This is a genomic window from Acetobacter senegalensis (assembly GCF_001499615.1).
Lineage (GTDB): Bacteria > Pseudomonadota > Alphaproteobacteria > Acetobacterales > Acetobacteraceae > Acetobacter > Acetobacter senegalensis.
The window spans coordinates 499,533-518,157 of record NZ_LN606600.1; the positions used below are offsets into that span (position 1 = coordinate 499,533).

Genomic DNA, 18,625 nt, shown 5'->3' on the forward strand with positions numbered 1-18,625 from the left:
CTCCTCTTTTTTCTTCCTTTTATCAGGAAGTATTCAATCCCGGACCACACCTCTGCTTATCCCTTCACGCAACATGATCAACCGGGAAGCAAAGGAGACAGGTTTCGGCACCGCGTTATTGCGATCTGCTTGCATTCGCATTCCCGCTCCTGAGACGTTCGGGGGAAATGCTTTTCCAGAAAAAGTTCCACAAGATTGATTTTTTTTTCGCGCTCATCCCCCTTTTCAGGGTTAGCGCACCACCTCGAACCAGGAGGAAAACCGATAAATTTCAGAGGCCTGCGCCTTGGCCACGGCCCGCAACGCCTCCTGAGGCGCGGCAAGATTATAAACGCCGGTAATATGCCGCGCTGCGTGAGGGGAAGCCATCACCACATGCGCCCCAAGCCACGGACGCAAACGGTCCACAACGTCGCTCATGGGTTCCTCATCCGCAACCAGCCAGCCTTCTCCCCATGCGCCAACATGATCTGGTGTTATCGTGCTCCGATAAGCGCCCTTCTCCTGCACATCAAGCACCTCACCCGCGCCAAGTTCCTGACCACCATGCAGCGCGGCCCCTCCTTCAACCTTAACGCGCCCATCGCGCACCGCCACAATAACATCCGCCCCTTTGCGCCGGACATCAAACACGGTCCCGATATCCGTTGTCCGCACGGCCCCCGCCATCACAACAAAGGGCCGGGCAGGATCATGCTTGACGGTAAAAAACGCCTCTCCGGCTAACAGCCTGATCTGCCTGTACCCATTAGAATAGTCTATTGCTATGGCGCTTTGTGGCGCCAGTCTGGCCGTACTTCCGTCCGCCAACGTTACGTTTTGTGTTTCAGCCGTTGCGGTCATGCAATCTGCCTGAAGGCGCACCGCCATATAGGGAAAAACCACAAGTGCAACGCAGGCCGCTGCCGCAAGCACCGTAACGCCCTGCATGGCAAACCGCCGAGACCACCAGCGAGCGTGTTGTCGGCCACTTTGCCAGTTTCCCGTATTCTGTGGCGGCATGCGGGCGATAACGCCCACCGTGCGCTGCATGATCTCCCACGCTTGCGCGTTCAGGGAGGATGACGCACGCCATGCCTCAAATCTGGTGCGCTGTCCGCTATCCTCAGGGTCTTCCTGTAGAAGGACAAACCATGCCGACGCTTCTTTGGAGGCTTGTCGCCTCTCCTGTTCAGAATATGTCGCCATGTCTATCCTTCAACGCAGCCCGCCGCATGATCCCACCACAACATTCCGCGTGCCGGACCGCTACGCACATCGGCGCTCCCTCGTTTATCAGACGAGCGAAGACATGGTATTTCCACAAAGACCGCCTCTTCCTGTGCGGCAAGGGCATGCCATTCTGTGCTGCGTGACATCATGGCTGATCCAGACGCTCCTTGCAGTGCTCCAGCGCCTCAACAACAAGCGTATGAGCCTTGGCCACAGAAACATCAAGACACGCAGCAATTTCCCGCAGTTTTCGTTCCCCAAAGCGATGCATTTCAAAGGCTATGCGTGTTCGTTCGGGCAATTCGGCCAGAGCGGCATACAAACGTTCCATCTCATCCCGATGAAGAAGCACCTGATCAACAGACGGCTGACGGTCGGCTGATATCTCTGCCACCGTATCCAGCGGTTGAGACACCACAACCATTCGCTCGCGCTTTTCCCGGCGGCGACCATCAAGCGCGAGGTTGCGGACAATACTGTACAGATAGCTCCGCGGAGACCGAAAACCCTGCTTCTGTGCGGCATCCTGAAGGCGCAGCCACGCCTCCTGCACAATATCCTCCGCCCGCGCCATATCGCCCGTAAAACTATTGGCGTAATTTACGAGGTCACGGCGATACGTTGAATATAAGGCCAGTAACACGCCTTGCTGCACCAAGATCCGTACCCTTCTCCGCCACCTTCCCCAAAAAAGAAGGATCCTTATAGTTCAGCGCCATCCGTAAGTGCGAATTGTTCTTATTATCTTCGATTGCACATTTCAAGCACCTTCCCTATTTGATCAGCCTTGCTCCGCCCATGCTTCACTGACGAACTGAGCAGGGAATAACCATGCGGGCTCCAGAGTCACAAAAAGCCGCGTACCCCGGCGAAAAACAGGTTCATATCCCCACCGGGATGTAGCTCTCACCAGTTTTGATCACGAGCCCGTGCGTGTCCCTCCATCCGGAGCCTCTTCGTTATTTTCATGATGGAACGTTTGTTACAGACGCGGTTGCAGAGACTGCATACTACTCTGTCCGCCCACATAGCCCCCAATCATTCTGATCGTGAAGAGACCACGCAAGCCATGCCTCGCTTTATCGAGGCCCCACTCCGCTCTCTTTTTTTGGTAGCCCGTGCGAGACCCATGAACCACCTGCTTCCTCTGCCCAAGAAAGGCAAGATGCCTCCCGCCGGGAACACATTCCCCCACTCTACAGCATTCTACGGGAAAATACTTGCCACGTGGACAGGACGTTGCCACCCTTTCCTTTGTCATTACCCACACGCTGACATATCATTCCGTCCCTCAAACAGTGCCCAAACGTCGAACCGATTTTGAATTTGCCGCTTGGAAGCTGTTTGAAATTTGCACCCCGCTGTAGGAAAAGAGCCATTCATGAGCATGATTTCTATTGATGACTTCGTTAAAATTGATGTCCGTGTCGGGACAATCACGGATGTCCAGCCTTTTCCGGAAGCACGGAAACCGGCATGGAAACTAACCATCAACCTTGGCCCGCAAATTGGCCTAAAACGCTCCAGCGCCCAGATTACAGACCTGTATACTGCTGAGGATCTGATTGGCCGCAAGGTTGCCTGTGTCGTGAACCTGCCACCGCGCCAGATTGGCCCTTTTATTTCCGAAGTTTTGACCTTGGGGTTTCCTGACGAACACAAACAGGTTGTTCTGGCTGTGCCTGAACGCACTGTGCCCGATGGTAGCCGCCTGTTCTGAAAAGAGGAGCCTGCGCGCAAGGAAGGGGCACCACAGCGGAAAAGGAGACCATTGCCGCAATAGTCTCCTTCCTTCTTATGACGTTTAGCAGTGCTACTTGACTAATCTGCCCCTTGCGTAAAAAAAACGCCAATACCCCTCAGCGCCGTCCGCCCCTGAAGGGAAAGCCAGCGGTGTAGAGTGCAGCCTTCCTCTTCAAGAATGGGCTTTGATAAACCCAAACAGTCTCTACACTTTCTGCAAACCCGGATGCCCTCTTTCCGTGACAAAGCTGGCATAGGTGGACGTCACCCCGTTAGGCTGCATGACCTGATCGACTATTTTCAGATCTCCTCTCCACTGGTCACGGCCAACATCACACAGAACGTAACCACGTTTATCTGTTGTGGCTTTCAGCCAAGGGTTTTCGTGCCGAACCGACTGGCTGAAAGTATCATCATCGCCCACACCATCTGAGCCTGATGTAATAGACGTTGCCAGAAATTCCACAGAAGCAGGCTGTTTGTCGTCCGGGTTAATCAGCAGATCCCCAGCAAAGTGCCGGTGTGCATCCCCCGTCACGTTCACCACGTTGCCCGGACAATGAGCCTGAACAAACTCAAGCAGGCGCTTACGGCTATAAAGATAGCCTGACCATTGATCCATACTGTAAAGAAGCGGAGAACTGGGCGATTTACGATGTGCCAGATTCAGCATCATGACCTGATGCGCCAACAGGTTCCACCGTGTATCGGACTGCGCCAGCCCATTGAACAGCCACTGCTCCTGCGTCTGCCCCATCATGCTGCGGTCTGCGGTCCACACATCGTTCCCCTGCGGACCATCTTTGTCACCGTAAACCTGATCGCTCCGGTATTGCCGCGTATCAAGCACAAAAACGTTCAGCAAATCGCCATACCCTGCAGTTCTGTAGATCTGCATGTGGCTGCCATTTGGCAAAGACCTGCGCCGCAATGGCATATGTTCATAATAAGCCTGCATGGCAACGGCCCGGCGGAACAGGAATATCTCCTCCGGCGTGCCGTCCTGATCCGTATCGCCTGCCCAGTTATTATCTACTTCATGATCGTCAAAGCTCACAAACCATGATGTCGCAGCATGCGCCGCCTGAAGATCCGGATCAGTTTTATATTGAGCATAACGGCGGCGATATTCATCCAGAGAATAACATTCCGGCCCCATATGCCTGCGTAGCACCTTGAAGGGCTGGCCGTTCATTTTACGGTATCCGGGCCCGCTATCCGCGCCCTCGTAAATGTAATCGCCATAGTGATAGACAAAATCAACAGGTTCCTGCGCAATGGCGCGCCAGGCTGTGTAATGTCCTTCTTCATAATGCTGGCATCCGGCAACGGCAAAACGGGCTCTCTCTACAGATGCTCCAGCCGCAGGCAGCGTTTGCGCGCACCCTACCGCGCTTTGGTAATCCGCAACGCGGAAACGATACCAATAGGGGCGCGCTGCCTTCAATCCGGCCACCTCAACATGCACAGAATGTGCCAGTTCCGGATGCGCTAACGCCTGCCCACGCGCTACTATGCGAGACATATGCTCGTCTTCCGAAACCTCCCAGTTCACCCACATGGGTTTCAAAACCATGCCACCAGCTTCTTCAAGCGGCGTGGGGGCAAGACGGGTCCAGATCACAAACCCATCTGCTTCCGGGTCACCCGAGGCCACGCCCAAGGTAAAGGGCGTTGACACAAATTTTGGATTTTTTTCAATATTGCGTGGGGCCTGTTCTGCTGCAAATGCCTGCCGCAGCATGAAGCTGCTTCCGGCAAATCCTGCCATACCCCTTAATAAAAGCGACCGACGACTGACCGACATTTTTCTTCCCTCCTGAAACAACGCCTGAAAACAGAACAGTCTGGCGAGACAAACTCTCTCGCCAGACCGCAAACAGCCCGCACTACACCGGAAAAATCAGTGAATAATAACGTGGAAATAAACACCCCGCCCATAGTTATCCATCTGATTGGTATATTGCAGCTTGTCCCCGACAAGCCATTTAGGCTGCTGGTTTGCCAGATTCATGACCTCATATTTGAAGCTGATGCCTTTGTAGACCTGATGCCAGAAAGCCAGATTCAAGGTGAACAGAGATCCGAAACCCGTATTCTGGTTAGGGGTAGCGCCCAAAGATGTCAGATATCTTCCAGAATAATTGGCCGTCGCCCGCAGGCCCCCTTCAATCTGGGGGATGTGCCATGTCAGTGCGCCATTGACCAGAACATCCGGCTGATAGATCAGATGGTGGCTGCGCAACATGGTTGTGCCGTTTGAATAATTCATGCTGCCACCAAGCCATGTGGCGTTGGCCGAGGCATCAAAATACTGGCCCCAGAGCTTCATGTTTCGGTTCAGAAGGGACACTTCAACGCCCTTGATGTTTGAACTGCTGGCGTTCATGGGCTTGCGCACATCATAAAGCGTATTATCAATCACTTCCGTGGTGCGCATGGTGTAAATGTCATCCTGAATCCATTTACTGAAAAAGGCGACACTGAACATACCCTGATTATGGTTGAACCATTTATCCAGAGAAATATCGAAGTTATGGGAACGACGCGGTTTGAGGTTGGGGTTCCCCTGCGTAATGCTGCACTCGGCTACGCCACCACCATCTCCGCCGTCTCCATCACAGGAAATATTGGCGGCCTGTGCAATATTCCCCGGCGTAGGCCGCCCGATTGTACGGCTGTAAGACGCATGCAGGTTCATCTGATATGGCAGATGATGCACCACATCAAAGGATGGTAACGGATTGATATAGGAACCGTTCGTTTTGCTTTTGCCGGCGGAAGCCGTTCCATTGGAAATTGTGGGTGTCCATGAGGAATAATTGACATTATCCACCCGCACACCGGCAATAAACGTCGTGTTTTTCAACTGGTAATGAAGGGAGAGGTACCCATCCACAATGTTTTCACGATATTTGTAGTCTGAAACACGGGAATCATAAAGGCTTTGCGCTGCATTCTTTTTCAGGCTTGACCAGGGATAGTGATACCCGTTTACCCCTACGAAGGAGGCCGGTGTTCTATCCTTCCACGCGACATAATTTGTATGATCAATCTGGCCGGTCATGTCACTGCCGGTGCCATATTCATCTTCGTTCACATCATTGGTAATTGTCAGTTCCCGCCATTGAAAGCCGGAAACAAGACCAAACCCGCGGGAGGTCGGTGACGCATTGAACGTATAATCAAGACGGGCTGTGGGAATCCCCTCCCACGCATGCGGACGCGTTACAGAGGCTGTACTCAGCGCATATTTTGAAGAAGAGGCGATTGAAGGGTCTGTTAATGAGCGCAGCAGATACACGCTGCCATCAGCAGGGTTGTGATCATAATTGGCATAAACATTTTTAGGATACGTGCGCCCCGCAAGATACGTGGATACGTTATCATAGGTCTCCCATGTATAGCCGGCACGGGCCACAAGGTTTGAGCGCCCTCTGTGCCAGTCAACATGGCCGATCACGCCACTATGATGCCGATCCCACTGATCCTGACGCCGCCGGATATAAATGCTGTTGACCCTGCGTGTTCCGCCTTCATCAGTCTGATCAGAAACAGTGCCGGTCAGATTGTAATCCTGTTTATCCATAACAGAATGTTCCCATCTGTCATAAGACCAGCCCATAACGGAGGCATAGAGATTGGTGCCAGTGGGCCGCCATTCCAGCTTGCCAGATCCACCAACAGTTGTAATGGCATTGGCAAACTTGCCAGACTGAAAGCTGATGGGTGCCGTGCGACCATTCCAGTCACCATCTTCCGGGTTGGTCATCACCTTACCGGATGAGTCCGTATATCCCATATTGCCATACTGTTTCTGGGAGTTCCGCACACGTGCCTGATAACGGCTGGAAAGAATAATGCCAAACTGGTGATCTTTACCGAATGTATCGGAAATAGTTCCCTTTGCGCCCGCGCCCATGTGGGGATCATACCCCTTCAGGCCATTATGCCCTACAGAACCGCGATAACTTGAATAAATGCCATATCCGTCAAAATATTTGTAAAGACCCTTATGGTCAAAGGCGCTCATAGGAATCATGTCAATCACGCCGCCAATGGCGTCCGCATCCTGCTCGGCAGTGAAGCTTTTATAGACATTGGTGCGGGAGGTCATTTCTGCTGGAATATCCTGCAAATTGACACGCCGGGTGCCTGATCCCGTTTCCCCGACCGAGGCAAGCGTTACACCGTCAATAGTGGTATGGTTCAGATCCGGGCTGATGCCGCGCAAACTCACATAGCGCGGCTCGTCCCCATCCACGATGCCCGTAACCCCTGGCAGCAAGACAAGAGAAGACGCAATTGAGGAATTTCCGCCCAGATTTTCAAAGGGATCATAAGGCACCGTGTCCATGACAATATTTGAAGTACGTTTCTCTGTCTGGCTTTTTCGGTGCCCGACAACAAACAGTCCTTCCATGTCATTGATCCCCGATTTCCGGACATGCGGAGCGGGTTTCCTGCTGACCACCAGCGTCGAGCTTTTCCCCAATGTCTGCACCTGCAAAGGTGTTTGGGCGAGCAATTTCTGAAGAGCAGCCTGATCATCCATCATGCCATGCACTGGCGAAACATGAATTTTCTGAACATCCGCGCCTTTTGCAATCACCCCTACACCGGACTGCTTTTGAAACGCCGCCAGGGCCTCGGGCACGGTGCTTGCCGGGATATTGAACATGTGTGTTGCGCCCAGCGCTGCACTCCATGACACGGTAGAAGGAAGCAGAGTAAGCGCACCTATCGCTTTAACTGAACGCATGGGGAAAGATTACCTTCGAACACAGTAAGAAACTTACCCCTTAAGACGAGACCGCACACCGCCTTCCCCCCTCTTTCCGTGCCGGAATTATGTTAAGGTTTTGTGTCAGTCTCAGGTGGTCAAAATAAATATTGTTATAACAACAACTTAACGGAAACATCCCTCACTCTGCGTATTCTTGCGCTTGCACACAGGCGCAGTGTAGATGAACGCGTCCCGCCCTATCCCCCTGTTGCGAGATCCGTTCATGCTCGTTGAGCCCCCTATGAAACGACGTGCGACACCACCGGAAGAAACTGCGGCAAAACCATCGTCTCCGTTGCCGGATACGGATCATCTGGCATGGATTGCTCAGGATGTGATGCCGCATGAAAACGCAGTGCGACAATGGCTTTCCCGCACCCTCCTGCCCGGCGTTACCGAGGATGATATTATTCAGGAATGTTATGCACGGTTTTGTGCCGCACCATTTCAGGACATTCAGAACGGTCGGGCTTTTTTCTTCTCCTGCGCCAGAAACCTTGTGATAGAATATGCCAGAAAATCGAAAATACGCTATCTGGATGCAGATCTCGGCCTTGAAGCCTGCAATGTTGCAGATGATCGCCCCAACCCGGAGCAGAACCTGGCAGCCCGCCAACAGCTCGACTGGCTGCGCGAACAAATGATGACATTACCCAGCCCCTGCAAGGATGTCTTCATTCTCAGAAAAATCTATAATCACAGCCATGATTACATTGCGCAGTCATTAGGCATTTCCCGCCGCGCTGTTGAGCGGCATATAGGGCGCGGACTTCAGAAACTGATAGAAGCCAGCAAGCGTTCCAAATAAAATTGGCCGGTTCATACTCTATAACAAGACAGACATATCATCAGACTCCCTTTAATCAGGGATGGACATCTGTTTCCCGTTGACGGAAAACATGTCTGGCAACCAGACGAGATTTGCTTGTGTACTCCACCACCTCTCAAACGGATGGACAACGGCGGAAAGAAGATGCTGCCCATTGGGTAGCATTAACAGATGCGCGCGCGCTGCTGCCTGATGAACAAAAACAACTGGATGACTGGCTTCAGGCTGACACGCGCAATCTGGGGGCCTTTGTTCAGGCCAAAAGCATCTACCATGCGCTTGACTATCGCTCTGGCCAGCACATAACCGCACCTGTTCCCACACCTTCCCCGTCTCTCGCACGGCGGCATTTTCTGACAGCGGCCTGCGCTGCCGGAGTAGCGGCGCTTGTTGCACCCAAAGCCATAACGGAACATTTTTCTCTGCGCCATCGAGGCCGGCAAGCGCCGCAGCGTTATGAATGGCATGGCAACCAGATTACTGTGGATGCGCGGTCGGGCGCATATTTTTCTTCCACCCAACACCATGACGCCATTCTGATTGCTGATGGCCGAATCGGCCTGCAAATTCAACGTCACCCTTTGCATGTCACGGTGGGAACAATGTGGCTTGGAAGCAAAAAGGCAGACTTTGATATCTCCGTGCAGGGATCTGACGTTATTGTCGCACTTTATTCAGGCGCCCTTAACTGGAAAAGCCCCGATAAATCTTTAAAGCTTACCTCTCCTAATATTCTTCTCTTTTCTCAGGAATCCAAGAGTTTTCCCGTTCTCGTCGGCAAGCAGACACTGCCTGATGATGATGCTTTTGCACGCAAGGCATGGCGTAACGGCCAGATTATTATGAATAACTACACCCTGACGGAAGCCGTGAATGAATTTAATCGGTATTCCGATGTTCAATGCCAGATCGCCAGCCCCCCCCTTGCACAACGCCGCCTTTCTGGCAGCTTCAGCCTGTTAAAACTTCATGATTTTGCGCAGGCCGCAGCCCTCTTGCTGAATTGCAAGATACGACAAGAGAAAAATACAATTCTCTTCTATTCATAGCTGGGACCGTAAATCTCCATGAGGTCCCTCCTCCTCTAAATGCTCACCTCAAGAACAGCGTCTATTGGGCTCAGGCCTCATTCGTAGAGGTAGAAGATGAAGCTTGCTTCGATGTGGATTGCGGACATGAATGTATAAGCGCAGCGGTTGTATCTGGTGGCGATATGTCGCCAGTCTTTGTGTTTCATGAACATGTTTTCGATAAGGTGACGCTTTTTATACAGATGCCAGTTGTAAGGTGCCTTTGATTTCCGGTTCTTCTTCCGCGCGATACAGGCAATGATATTCCGGTCCGCGAGAGACTGTCTGATCTTGTTACTGTCGTATCCCCGGTCCCCGATGATTTCTGATGTCTCATCCGGAAGGTTGTTCAGCAGCACGTCTGCGCCTCTGAAGTCACTGACTTGCCCTACTGTCAGACGAAGGCCGGACAGGCCTGCCTTGACCATCACACGCGCCATGGAGTTTTAAATTCAGGTCGCCTTTTGTGCGCCCGATATGGCGGCGAAAAGCCTTTTTTAAGCAGAGGCCTGCCGTTCTGTGTGCTTTGAGATGTGTTGCATCTATCATAAGACGCTTTGAACGACCAGTCTGATCAGTCAGAGCCATGACAATCCGGTCGAAGACACCCAGGCGGCTCCAGCGGATAAAGCGATTACATAAGGTCTAGTGCGAGCTATAAGTTTGCGGCGTATCTTTCCACTGAAGGCCGTTGCGCATCACATAAACAATCCCATTCATAACACGCCCGCCATCCACACGCGAAGCACCATGCATCAAAGGAAAAAACGGCTCAATCCGTTCCATCTGGCGCTCAGACAGCAAAACACATCACTTACAGACTCACCTCGACCGGCAAGACTGCGAATCACAACAGCCAGATTAGTTCAATGAATTAACAGCTATTGAACCTAGCAGAACCCAGTCCACTATAACGCCAAGCCCACAGTTTTTTGGCTACTGGTAGTGGGCTTGAACAATAACCCGGCTTATTTATTCTTATATTTATACGTAATAAAGCCAGAAATAGATGCAACGACCATAAAAATAATCGGGAAATAATGCAGGTACCAATGGGTATTGCCGGGATCAAAAACTGACAATCTGGGCCATGCCACGTTAACAAGTAGAAGAGCCCCAATAACGACAGCAACAAAATTAATGATAAGCCCTTTGCTCCGTCCCAAATAAAAATACTCCATCCCCCCTGAGACAGGGTTAACACCCTTGATGCGCAAAATAAGCATAGGGAGCGTAACCAACAAATAAGCAAAATAAATTGTAACAGTCGTAACAGAACACAAAGCACTAAAAATAGCGGGGTCACCGTAAGAAAGCCACAACAGTGCTATAGCCAGTACAGTTACCACGAGTGTTGCAACCCAAGGTGTTCCGGTTCTGACTGACACGCGTGTTAAAAAAGAAGATAGAGGCAACGCACCATCGCGCGCCATCGAAAACATAACTCTTGCTGCCGCGTTTTGAATGGCAAGGGTGGCAGAGAGAATGGAAATTGCGACCATTGCAAACAGTATGTGCCCTGCAAAACCACCTGTTACAGCGGCCAAAACATAGGAAACGCCATCTTTGGCCAAATTGCCGTCTGTTAACGATGGCGCGGCCATAAGAGCCCCCATGACCATAAGAGCACCGCCAAAAAATGAAACCATAAGACACTGAATAATAGCTTTGGGCGTGGTGCGCCGTGGGTCATTAGTTTCTTCGGAGAGCTCTGCTGCGCTATCAAACCCATACATGACATAGGCTGCCATTAAGGTAGATGACAAAAAACTCCAGAATGTAGGTGTTGGCACCCCGCTACCCAGCACAACAGACGGGCCACGACTGGTATGGGTAAACAAAACAACAAGCAGGATAATCAAACCGATTATTTCACAATACACACCAATTGCTGTTGCCGTAGCTGCTGCCCGCACCCCTAGAGAAGAGATTACGGAGCAAATAACAATGGCCACTGTTCCTAAAATAACAGCATTGGCCGCACCTGTTGGCGAACCCAAGGCTGTATCACCCCCAAGAACCTGAAAGCCAATCCAGACACTTGGCAACACTGATTGCATGGCAATAGCAATGGCCGCCACGCTCATAATATAGCCAAGCAGCATAAACCAGCCCGCAGACCAGCCTATGCTTTCATTGGATAAACGCCGAGACCATTGATACACCGCTCCGGCCACAGGATAAGACGCGGCAAGTTCTGCAAAACAGAGTGCGGTAGAAAACTGGCCGATAAAAACGATCGGCCATGTCCAGAAAAAAAGTGGGCCACCAAAACCATAACCCGTCGCAAAAAGTTCGAAAATTGTCGATAAAATAGAGACAAATGAAAAGCCAGACGCAAAAGATGCAAATGGCCCTAATTCTCTGCGCAATTCCTGACCATAGCCAAACTGCGCAAGATCTTCCGCCCCAGAGAGCTCAGATACAGCTTTAACAGAAGACATTTTTTGTGAACATGACATCAATTTACCCTCGACAAGCAATCATAACAAACACTGAACATGGGAGCCGGCCTAAAAGAACAAAGAGCATCATGCAGAAACCAGCTGTACCAAACATTTTGTAGAAAGAATGATACAATGGGATGAAAAACCACCACTTTTACACACGTCGAAAAAGGACGGTTTTCTACAATGCGATTCCTGCCTGCTCCAAAATACGGCGTGCAGGCATTAAAGCTTCCTCATGCTGCTTCCAACGCTCTAAAGCATCTCGGTAGAGCGGACGGCGCACCTGAGCTGCACTTGGTGTTGACACTGCGGCACTGTTCTTATGAAAAGAAAGGCAGGCATCATTCCAGCTTAAACCGCAATGCTCGAGAATATTCCTCGTGATATTTTCTTGGTCTAGAACAATATTTTCATACTGAACCTCCAAGATACGACCCGGCATTTCCTGCTGCCAAAAACGCATTAATCTATCAAAACGCACGTAATATCTGGCAATATCCTCTATGCTATAGCTGTAATCGTAATACCGTGATGTTGTAGCAAATAGGTTTTTGAAATTACTTAAAACAGTATCCATCGGATGTCTGCGCAGACAAATAATACGTGCAGAGGGTAGCGCTCTGGCGATAAGCCCCGCATACATAAAGTTGCCGGGAAATTTGTCGCTAAAGCGGATGCCTTGTGCTGGCAAATGTGAGCGTGCACGCGCAATATAGTCGCGCCCTATCATGCCAAGGTTTTTATCTGCAGCTTTCGCAATTGTCTCAACATCAAGGACCAATCTGGTTCTGACACCAGAGGCGGCTTTGACTGCGATGGGAAAAGCCTGAAGTTCACCAGCGCTCACCATATCTGGATGAGAGGAAATAATACGATCCACCAAGGTTGTACCTGTTCTTGGCATACCTATAATAAAAACCGGGGCCTCTACAGGCGCATTATTGACGGGTGATTGAGCATAAAGCGGCCAGTTTTGTTCTATAGCATCAAAAATTTTTTCATCCTGCTCAATGCTATATGCCAACTGCTTTTTGTGTGCTTTGTTGGCATCAAACAAAAACTGGAAAGACTCCTTTGCCTGCCCAATTTCTTCGAGTTCTTTTGACAGCGCATACCCCAGCAGTAAGCGCGCTTCTGGGCCTTCTGCCCGAGCCAGTGTTGCGCGTAAACGGGGCACATGGTTACGCTCTGGGGTTTGCCGCCGCAACCCACTTAAACCGTGGTGAGCCCGTGCATTATCTGGAGCACGGGCTATAAGGGCCTCAAAAGCCTTATCGGCCTCATCTATACGCCCAACAAAGCTTAAAGCTACTGCCCAATTATACAAAAATGCTGTATTGCTTGGCGCACCACGGGTTGCCGCTTCAAAATGTGCAAGAGATGCCGTGTGCATACCTAAACGAGAATAGGCACACCCTATTGTATCGCGCGTTATAGCATCAGATTTTTTGCCAGCGTTTAGGCAAGATTCGGCCTCCTGCAACGCAGTTAAGGCATCTGCATCGCGCCGCAATAGTAAAAAAACACGTGCCAGCTGGGCGCAACCTTCCACAGAGGGTTCAAAACCAACAGATGTTTCTAAAAGATCTTTTCCCGCCCGTATGTTTCCTCTCGTTATTTCACAAACACCAAGCAGGAAATATGCGGCGGCTGAACGCGCATCTTGCGCCACGACGGCCATGGCAAGAGAGTGTGCTTTTGGCAAGTTGCCCTGTTCAAGCGCGCTACGAGCCTGCTTCAGGTTGCTGAGAAGAAAATGCGGCATCATGAAAGCCTATTCTTGCAACATACTGATATTCCTACGCTCTTTACCCGCAAAGGGACATTATGAGCGACGGGCAATGTCGGCATCGATTTTATACTCCCTTAGGTGATAGTTACGAGAAGGAAAAGACTTATTCTATTTTGTGAGTTAACAGATTTTTATAATATTGAAACTGCCTCACTTATTCATTGTTGCCATAGCAATAGCTGCGGCTGATGTTCTGTTTTCAATACCAAGTTTAACAAAGATCTGCTCAAGATGTTTGTTGACCGTACGTGGGCTGATGTTCAAGATAATGCTCACATCTCTGTTAGACTTACCCTTGCTGATCCAGAGCAATACTTGTGCCTCACGCACCGTAAGCCCAAGGCGTGTTTCAAGCAAACGCTCCTCATCACCTGGACGTTTTAATAAAAGCGATACGGCGTTTATGCTGTCATCCATTGTACCCATCAAAACACACTCTATAACCCCACCAGCAACCTCTATTGTTTGGCGCATCGTAAGGGAGTGCTGCTCGAGGAGGTTGATGATGACGGCACGCAGTGGCTCTGGCAGGGGCTGATTAATGGCCCAACCGGGAAAAGCACTAGTTAACACAACAGCAGACTGTGGGGTGTGCCACAACAAGATGCCCTGATTATCGACACCAATTGTTGGGCGGTGCCCAAAATCGAGCGCCTGCGTAACAGCCTGCCCTGTTCTGGCATTGTGCAAATGTACACGTACACGTGCAACCAGTTCGTTCACATCAACCGGCTTACGAATATAATCAACGCCACCCGCTTTAAGGCCCTGCACAACGTGCTCAGTTTCGGTCAGGCCTGTCATAAAAATAACGGGCACATGGGTAAACGTTGGGTCGGCCCGCAGCCGCCGCGTAACCTCAAAACCATCTAGACCCGGCATTAACCCATCCATAATAATAATGTTGGGCACCACCTTCTTAAGAAGGTCAAGTGCCGCAAAACCATCACGAGCGATCAGCACGGTCATGCCTGCTTCCTCCAGTGCAGCTGTCACAAAATGCAGTGACTGAGGCATATCATCGACAACCAGAACACATGGCTGTGCTCCTTCTGTCAGTTGATCATAATTCGGCATCGTTAATTGCTCTGGTTATTGCTGCCAGGTCAAAGTCACGTACATACCGTTTTATTATCGCAATAAAGACTCTATCAGATTCAGTTTCGATTGCGAGTGAATTCAGCACGTTTTCTACGCCTCGGACATGCCCCAGTTCTGACGCTTGGCGAATTTTGTCGAAAGACTGCCGAATTTTTGATGAAAGACCCGAAAAATAACCGTTAGAAAAATCAGGTATGTCAATTTCCACCTCATCATCTTTCACGTAAATCCACTCAAGGTGTAGTACATGGCCAATGGTGGTGAGTAAGGTGTTACTATCAACCGGTTTTGTAACAAAAGCATCATAATCTGGGGCTCTGTCTGCATCTGCACTTAACTCGGCATTGCCGGCAGAAACCATTATGATAGCTGGTTTGCGTGGGTGTTCTGAACGTATTTTAGCCACCGTTACCAGATCATCTTCAATGGGCATTTTCACGCTCAGCAGCACCATATCTGGGTGGAATTGCGCCACGGCATGAAGGCCTGAAAGGCCGTCATACGCTTGATGCACAACAAAGCCTAGCGGCACCAACAAGGCTTCCAGAAAGTCACGCTGGAGCGCATCATTATCGACCACCAGCACGGAAAGCGGCTTACCTTTATACCCTACAATCTGACCTTTAGAGGGCGTGGGTTCTGCTGTATCGGACAGGTTATGAACGATGGGCAGCATAATTCTGAGGCAAAATGTGGTCCCAACCCCCACATGACTGTCCACTGTGATCTCGCCTCCCAACATCTGCGTAAGCACTCGTGTTATGGCTAGACCAAGTCCTATTCCGGGCTTGCCCTGGGTTTGCGCATCGCAACCACGTTCAAAAGGGTCAAACACACGCTCCAGATCATCTGGGGCAATGCCTGCCCCTGTGTCACTCACCTCAATCCGTGCCACCTCATTCCGATAATGGACAGAAAGCGTTACGCAGCCTTCATCTGTATATTTAATGGCGTTTGAAAGGAGGTTTACGAGAATTTGACGAAGCCGTTTTTCATCTGTCCTGATGGTGGTTGGTAATGGATCATGCACAATGAAGTCTAGTTTAAGGCCTCTTGCTTGTGCTTGTACCCGAAACATCATGATAACATGTTCAAACAAGTCTCGTATTGAAACAATGTCTGACTGGACTTCTACATGCTTGCTTTCTATTTTTGAGACCTCAAGCAGGGCCTCGACAAGGCTTGTCAGATACTCGGTTGATTGACGGATAACAGCCCCAGCCTCTTTGGGAGGGAAAGGGTTGCCTCGCTCTAACAGTTGCGCATAGCCATAAATGGTATTTAGTGGTGAGCGAACATCATGACTGACAGAGACCAGATAACGTGTTTTTGCTTCATTAGCGGCAAGAGCGGCATCATGCGCTCTACGTAGGGCAGTCTGCGCTCTTGTGCTCTCATCAAGCGCTGCTTTTAACCCATTGAAGTGGTTTTGCGCCTCTACCTCTGCTGTGCGGTGGCGTTTTTCTTGTAGAACCAACTGCCATACGCCAGCCCCAGCCTGCAGGCCGAGACAAAGAATAACACTCACACTATACCAGATGAGTGTAGAACCTCGCCCCAAAACCACACCAGACCAAAACACGACCCCAAACAAAACAACAGCAAGAAAACACGCAGTAAGCAGTATTGGTGCAATAAGCAGCCAATGCTGTTTCTCCCACATGTTTTTGCCTATCTTCATGCCATGACCTGCCTTGTATGCACGCTATTACAATGCTTACCTAACGCAGCATCCCACGCTAATGATAAAGGCTATTGCAGACCCATTTTTAAGACTATTCAATGAATCATTACGTCATTGAAAATGGAGCCAAACCCGCCTCGCTTTATGGAGCGCGTGACTTCAGCCATGCACGCCACCCTCCCCAACTGGTAATTTCCTGTGCGTCGGCAAGGGCATAGCCGTCACAGATAAAGCCAGTCTCCCATGAGCCATCTGCCAGTTCCACTTTACCAAGCCCTAGTGGATCTGGAATGTTGGTTAAAAAAGACCCTAGCTCTGCTGAAGGCACTTCCCACACTTCTACTTCAATGGCCTGCCCGCCTTCGCTAGCGCGTACCATGGCAGGGCGCATAGGCGGCCCACCCGGCAAGGCATATAGGCGGTAATGCGCAGAAGTTGTGGTGGCAGAGACCAAACGCCCCTGCCGCTCACGCAGTTGCCAGTTAAGCGGCAAACCTTCCAGATGAGCACCGCAAACAACAACGCGGGCTCTGTCATTACTTGCCCGGCGCATTTTGCCCACAGAAGCCGGCAGTGTGTGGCCGCCCACCAGCGCTAACTTGGTGGTATACTGGAATTTATTGGCAACAGACAGAAGGTATTGATCGGTAAACGCCCGCCCAAACAGCGTAATGCCCCATGGCAGGCCGTTGGTCATAAAACTGGCAGGCACGGCTACAGCAGCGTAGTCCAGCAGGTTCATGAAATTGGTGTACCAGCCCAATTTTGAATTGGCCTCAACAGGTTCCCTGTACAAGTCATTCAGGGTAACCGGGTGCGGCATGGAAGGGGTTATTACAAAGTCGAGGTCAGCCATCAGGGCATCACACACCATTTTTAGGTGTTGCAGCCGGTATAAAGCCTTGTAATGATCGAGCGCTGAATAATGCGGTGCTTTTTCAAGGACATCATGAATAACAGGCAAAACGGCTTCTGGGTTTTTTGTTATTAATGGACCCGCAACCAGGTAACGCTCTGCCACCCATGGCCCTTCATACAGTAAACGGGCGGCTTCCAAAAATGGATTAAAATCTAGGGAGACTTCTGTTCCTCCCATGTTTTTGAGTGTGGTGATAGAGGCCGCAAAGAGTGCTGCGCTTTCATCATCACCAAAAAATTCTGTTACTTTTGGCACACCAAACCGAAAACCCGGTTCAATATCGCCAAAGGCTGTTGCATCGTTCCATGCCGGGTTGTGGCGGCTAAAGTCATCACGCGGGTCGTGCCGGGCAACCAACCCCAGCAAGCGGCTGGCTTCTGCCGCCGTAGCAGTAAAAAGGGTCGTGCAATCAAGCGTGCGACAGGCGGGCACAACACCAGCTGTTGAAATAAGCCCTTTACTGGCTTTAAGGCCAACCAGATTGTTATACGCCGCAGGAATACGCCCACTACCGGCTGTATCTGTTCCCAAAGAGAAACTGGCCACACCCAACGCAACCGCCAATGCAGAGCCCGCACTTGACCCGCCTGAAGGATACTCCGGCAGAACACTGTTTTTGCAGATACCGTAGGGGGAGCGTGTGCCGTTAAGCCCTGTTGCAAATTGATCCAGATTAGCTTTGCCTACAGGTAAAGCCCCTAATTCAATTAGCTGCTCCACAATGGTGGCACTTTTTTTAGGCATATAGGCAAAAGCCGGGCACGCGGCTGTGGTTGCAACACCTTTTAGGTCAATATTATCTTTTATAACAAACGGGATACCATAAAGCGGTTTGGTTTTGGCTGCCGGATTTTCAAGTCTTTCCAAATAAGGCTCGAGTTCCGCGTCATCTAGAATATGTATGAACAGATTAAATTCTGCATTGAGTTGCGTCGCACGGCGTTTCAACTGTGCCATAAGGTCGCGCGGGGTTATATCGCCGCGAGTATAAGCTGCGGAAAGACTATCAATCTGTAAATTAGGAAAATTGTTTGTCATG

General features: G+C 50.5%; 13 protein-coding genes and 1 pseudogene. 3 read left to right on the plus strand and 11 right to left on the minus strand.

Features of this window, described 5'->3' with window-relative positions; all coding sequences use genetic code 11:
* Positions 1 to 231: 231 nt before the first annotated feature.
* The 3 genes from ASN_RS02165 to ASN_RS02170 are packed head-to-tail and all read right to left on the minus strand — an operon-like array spanning position 232 to position 1,867.
* A complete protein-coding gene (locus ASN_RS02165) occupies positions 232 to 1,188 on the minus strand; it encodes a FecR family protein (protein ID WP_058987072.1) in 957 nt (318 codons plus the stop codon).
* A gap of 2 nt (positions 1,189 to 1,190) precedes the next feature.
* Positions 1,191 to 1,361 carry a hypothetical protein gene (locus ASN_RS19400; protein WP_156479015.1) on the minus strand — a complete coding sequence of 57 codons (171 nt, stop codon included), beginning with the start codon at positions 1,359 to 1,361 and terminating at the stop codon, positions 1,191 to 1,193.
* The gene (locus ASN_RS02170; RefSeq protein ID WP_082666766.1) at positions 1,358 to 1,867 is read right to left on the minus strand and encodes a sigma-70 family RNA polymerase sigma factor; all 510 of its coding nucleotides are present in this window, start codon (positions 1,865 to 1,867) and stop codon (positions 1,358 to 1,360) included. The genes ASN_RS19400 and ASN_RS02170 overlap by 4 nt, the downstream gene beginning before the upstream one ends.
* 726 nt (positions 1,868 to 2,593) lie before the next feature.
* Here ASN_RS02170 and ASN_RS02175 point away from each other — a divergent pair.
* A complete protein-coding gene (locus ASN_RS02175) occupies positions 2,594 to 2,932 on the plus strand; it encodes a tRNA-binding protein (RefSeq protein ID WP_058987074.1) in 339 nt (112 codons plus the stop codon).
* Between the two features lie 228 nt (positions 2,933 to 3,160).
* Here ASN_RS02175 and ASN_RS02180 read toward each other — a convergent pair whose 3' ends face one another.
* Positions 3,161 to 4,762: an alkaline phosphatase D family protein gene (locus ASN_RS02180; protein ID WP_058987075.1), complete on the minus strand. Its 1,602-nt coding sequence runs from the start codon at positions 4,760 to 4,762 to the stop codon at positions 3,161 to 3,163.
* Positions 4,763 to 4,858: 96 nt separating this feature from the next.
* On the minus strand, positions 4,859 to 7,717 hold the full coding sequence (locus ASN_RS02185; protein WP_231948328.1) for a TonB-dependent receptor: 2,859 nt from the start codon (positions 7,715 to 7,717) through the stop codon (positions 4,859 to 4,861).
* Positions 7,718 to 7,922: 205 nt separating this feature from the next.
* Here ASN_RS02185 and ASN_RS02190 point away from each other — a divergent pair, with 205 nt between their 5' ends.
* On the plus strand, positions 7,923 to 8,549 hold the full coding sequence (locus ASN_RS02190) for an RNA polymerase sigma factor (RefSeq protein WP_058987076.1): 627 nt from the start codon (positions 7,923 to 7,925) through the stop codon (positions 8,547 to 8,549).
* A gap of 119 nt (positions 8,550 to 8,668) precedes the next feature.
* Positions 8,669 to 9,619 carry a FecR family protein gene (locus ASN_RS02195; protein ID WP_157765079.1) on the plus strand — a complete coding sequence of 317 codons (951 nt, stop codon included), beginning with the start codon at positions 8,669 to 8,671 and terminating at the stop codon, positions 9,617 to 9,619.
* A gap of 77 nt (positions 9,620 to 9,696) precedes the next feature.
* Here ASN_RS02195 and ASN_RS18430 read toward each other — a convergent pair.
* The 6 genes and pseudogenes from ASN_RS18430 to atzF all read right to left on the minus strand — a co-directional run bounded on the left by ASN_RS18430 (position 9,697) and on the right by atzF (position 18,624).
* Positions 9,697 to 10,426 (minus strand): annotated as a pseudogene (locus ASN_RS18430) (IS5 family transposase).
* Between the two features lie 182 nt (positions 10,427 to 10,608).
* The gene (locus ASN_RS02210; RefSeq protein ID WP_058987078.1) at positions 10,609 to 12,102 is read right to left on the minus strand and encodes an amino acid permease; all 1,494 of its coding nucleotides are present in this window, start codon (positions 12,100 to 12,102) and stop codon (positions 10,609 to 10,611) included.
* Positions 12,103 to 12,268: 166 nt separating this feature from the next.
* The gene (locus ASN_RS02215; protein WP_197603320.1) at positions 12,269 to 13,858 is read right to left on the minus strand and encodes a tetratricopeptide repeat-containing sulfotransferase family protein; all 1,590 of its coding nucleotides are present in this window, start codon (positions 13,856 to 13,858) and stop codon (positions 12,269 to 12,271) included.
* Between the two features lie 174 nt (positions 13,859 to 14,032).
* Positions 14,033 to 14,959: a response regulator transcription factor gene (locus ASN_RS02220; RefSeq protein WP_058987079.1), complete on the minus strand. Its 927-nt coding sequence runs from the start codon at positions 14,957 to 14,959 to the stop codon at positions 14,033 to 14,035.
* A complete protein-coding gene (locus ASN_RS02225) occupies positions 14,946 to 16,664 on the minus strand; it encodes an ATP-binding response regulator (protein ID WP_058987080.1) in 1,719 nt (572 codons plus the stop codon). Before ASN_RS02225 ends, ASN_RS02220 begins: the two co-directional genes overlap by 14 nt.
* 145 nt (positions 16,665 to 16,809) lie before the next feature.
* Positions 16,810 to 18,624 (minus strand): allophanate hydrolase, encoded by a 1,815-nt coding sequence (gene atzF / locus ASN_RS02230; protein ID WP_058987081.1) that lies wholly within the window; start codon positions 18,622 to 18,624, stop codon positions 16,810 to 16,812.
* Position 18,625: the final 1 nt, after the last annotated feature.

Coding starts and splice junctions, on each gene's coding strand:
- ASN_RS02190 (WP_058987076.1), top strand. CDS start 7,923: ATGAACGCGTCCCGCCCTATCCCCCTGTTGCGAGATCCGTTCATGCTC.
- ASN_RS02210 (WP_058987078.1), bottom strand. CDS start 12,102: ATGTCATGTTCACAAAAAATGTCTTCTGTTAAAGCTGTATCTGAGCTC.
- ASN_RS02185 (WP_231948328.1), bottom strand. CDS start 7,717: ATGCGTTCAGTTAAAGCGATAGGTGCGCTTACTCTGCTTCCTTCTACC.
- ASN_RS02175 (WP_058987074.1), top strand. CDS start 2,594: ATGAGCATGATTTCTATTGATGACTTCGTTAAAATTGATGTCCGTGTC.
- ASN_RS02180 (WP_058987075.1), bottom strand. CDS start 4,762: ATGTCGGTCAGTCGTCGGTCGCTTTTATTAAGGGGTATGGCAGGATTT.
- ASN_RS02225 (WP_058987080.1), bottom strand. CDS start 16,664: ATGAAGATAGGCAAAAACATGTGGGAGAAACAGCATTGGCTGCTTATT.
- atzF (WP_058987081.1), bottom strand. CDS start 18,624: ATGACAAACAATTTTCCTAATTTACAGATTGATAGTCTTTCCGCAGCT.
- ASN_RS02220 (WP_058987079.1), bottom strand. CDS start 14,959: ATGCCGAATTATGATCAACTGACAGAAGGAGCACAGCCATGTGTTCTG.
- ASN_RS02165 (WP_058987072.1), bottom strand. CDS start 1,188: ATGGCGACATATTCTGAACAGGAGAGGCGACAAGCCTCCAAAGAAGCG.
- ASN_RS02215 (WP_197603320.1), bottom strand. CDS start 13,858: ATGATGCCGCATTTTCTTCTCAGCAACCTGAAGCAGGCTCGTAGCGCG.
- ASN_RS19400 (WP_156479015.1), bottom strand. CDS start 1,361: ATGATGTCACGCAGCACAGAATGGCATGCCCTTGCCGCACAGGAAGAG.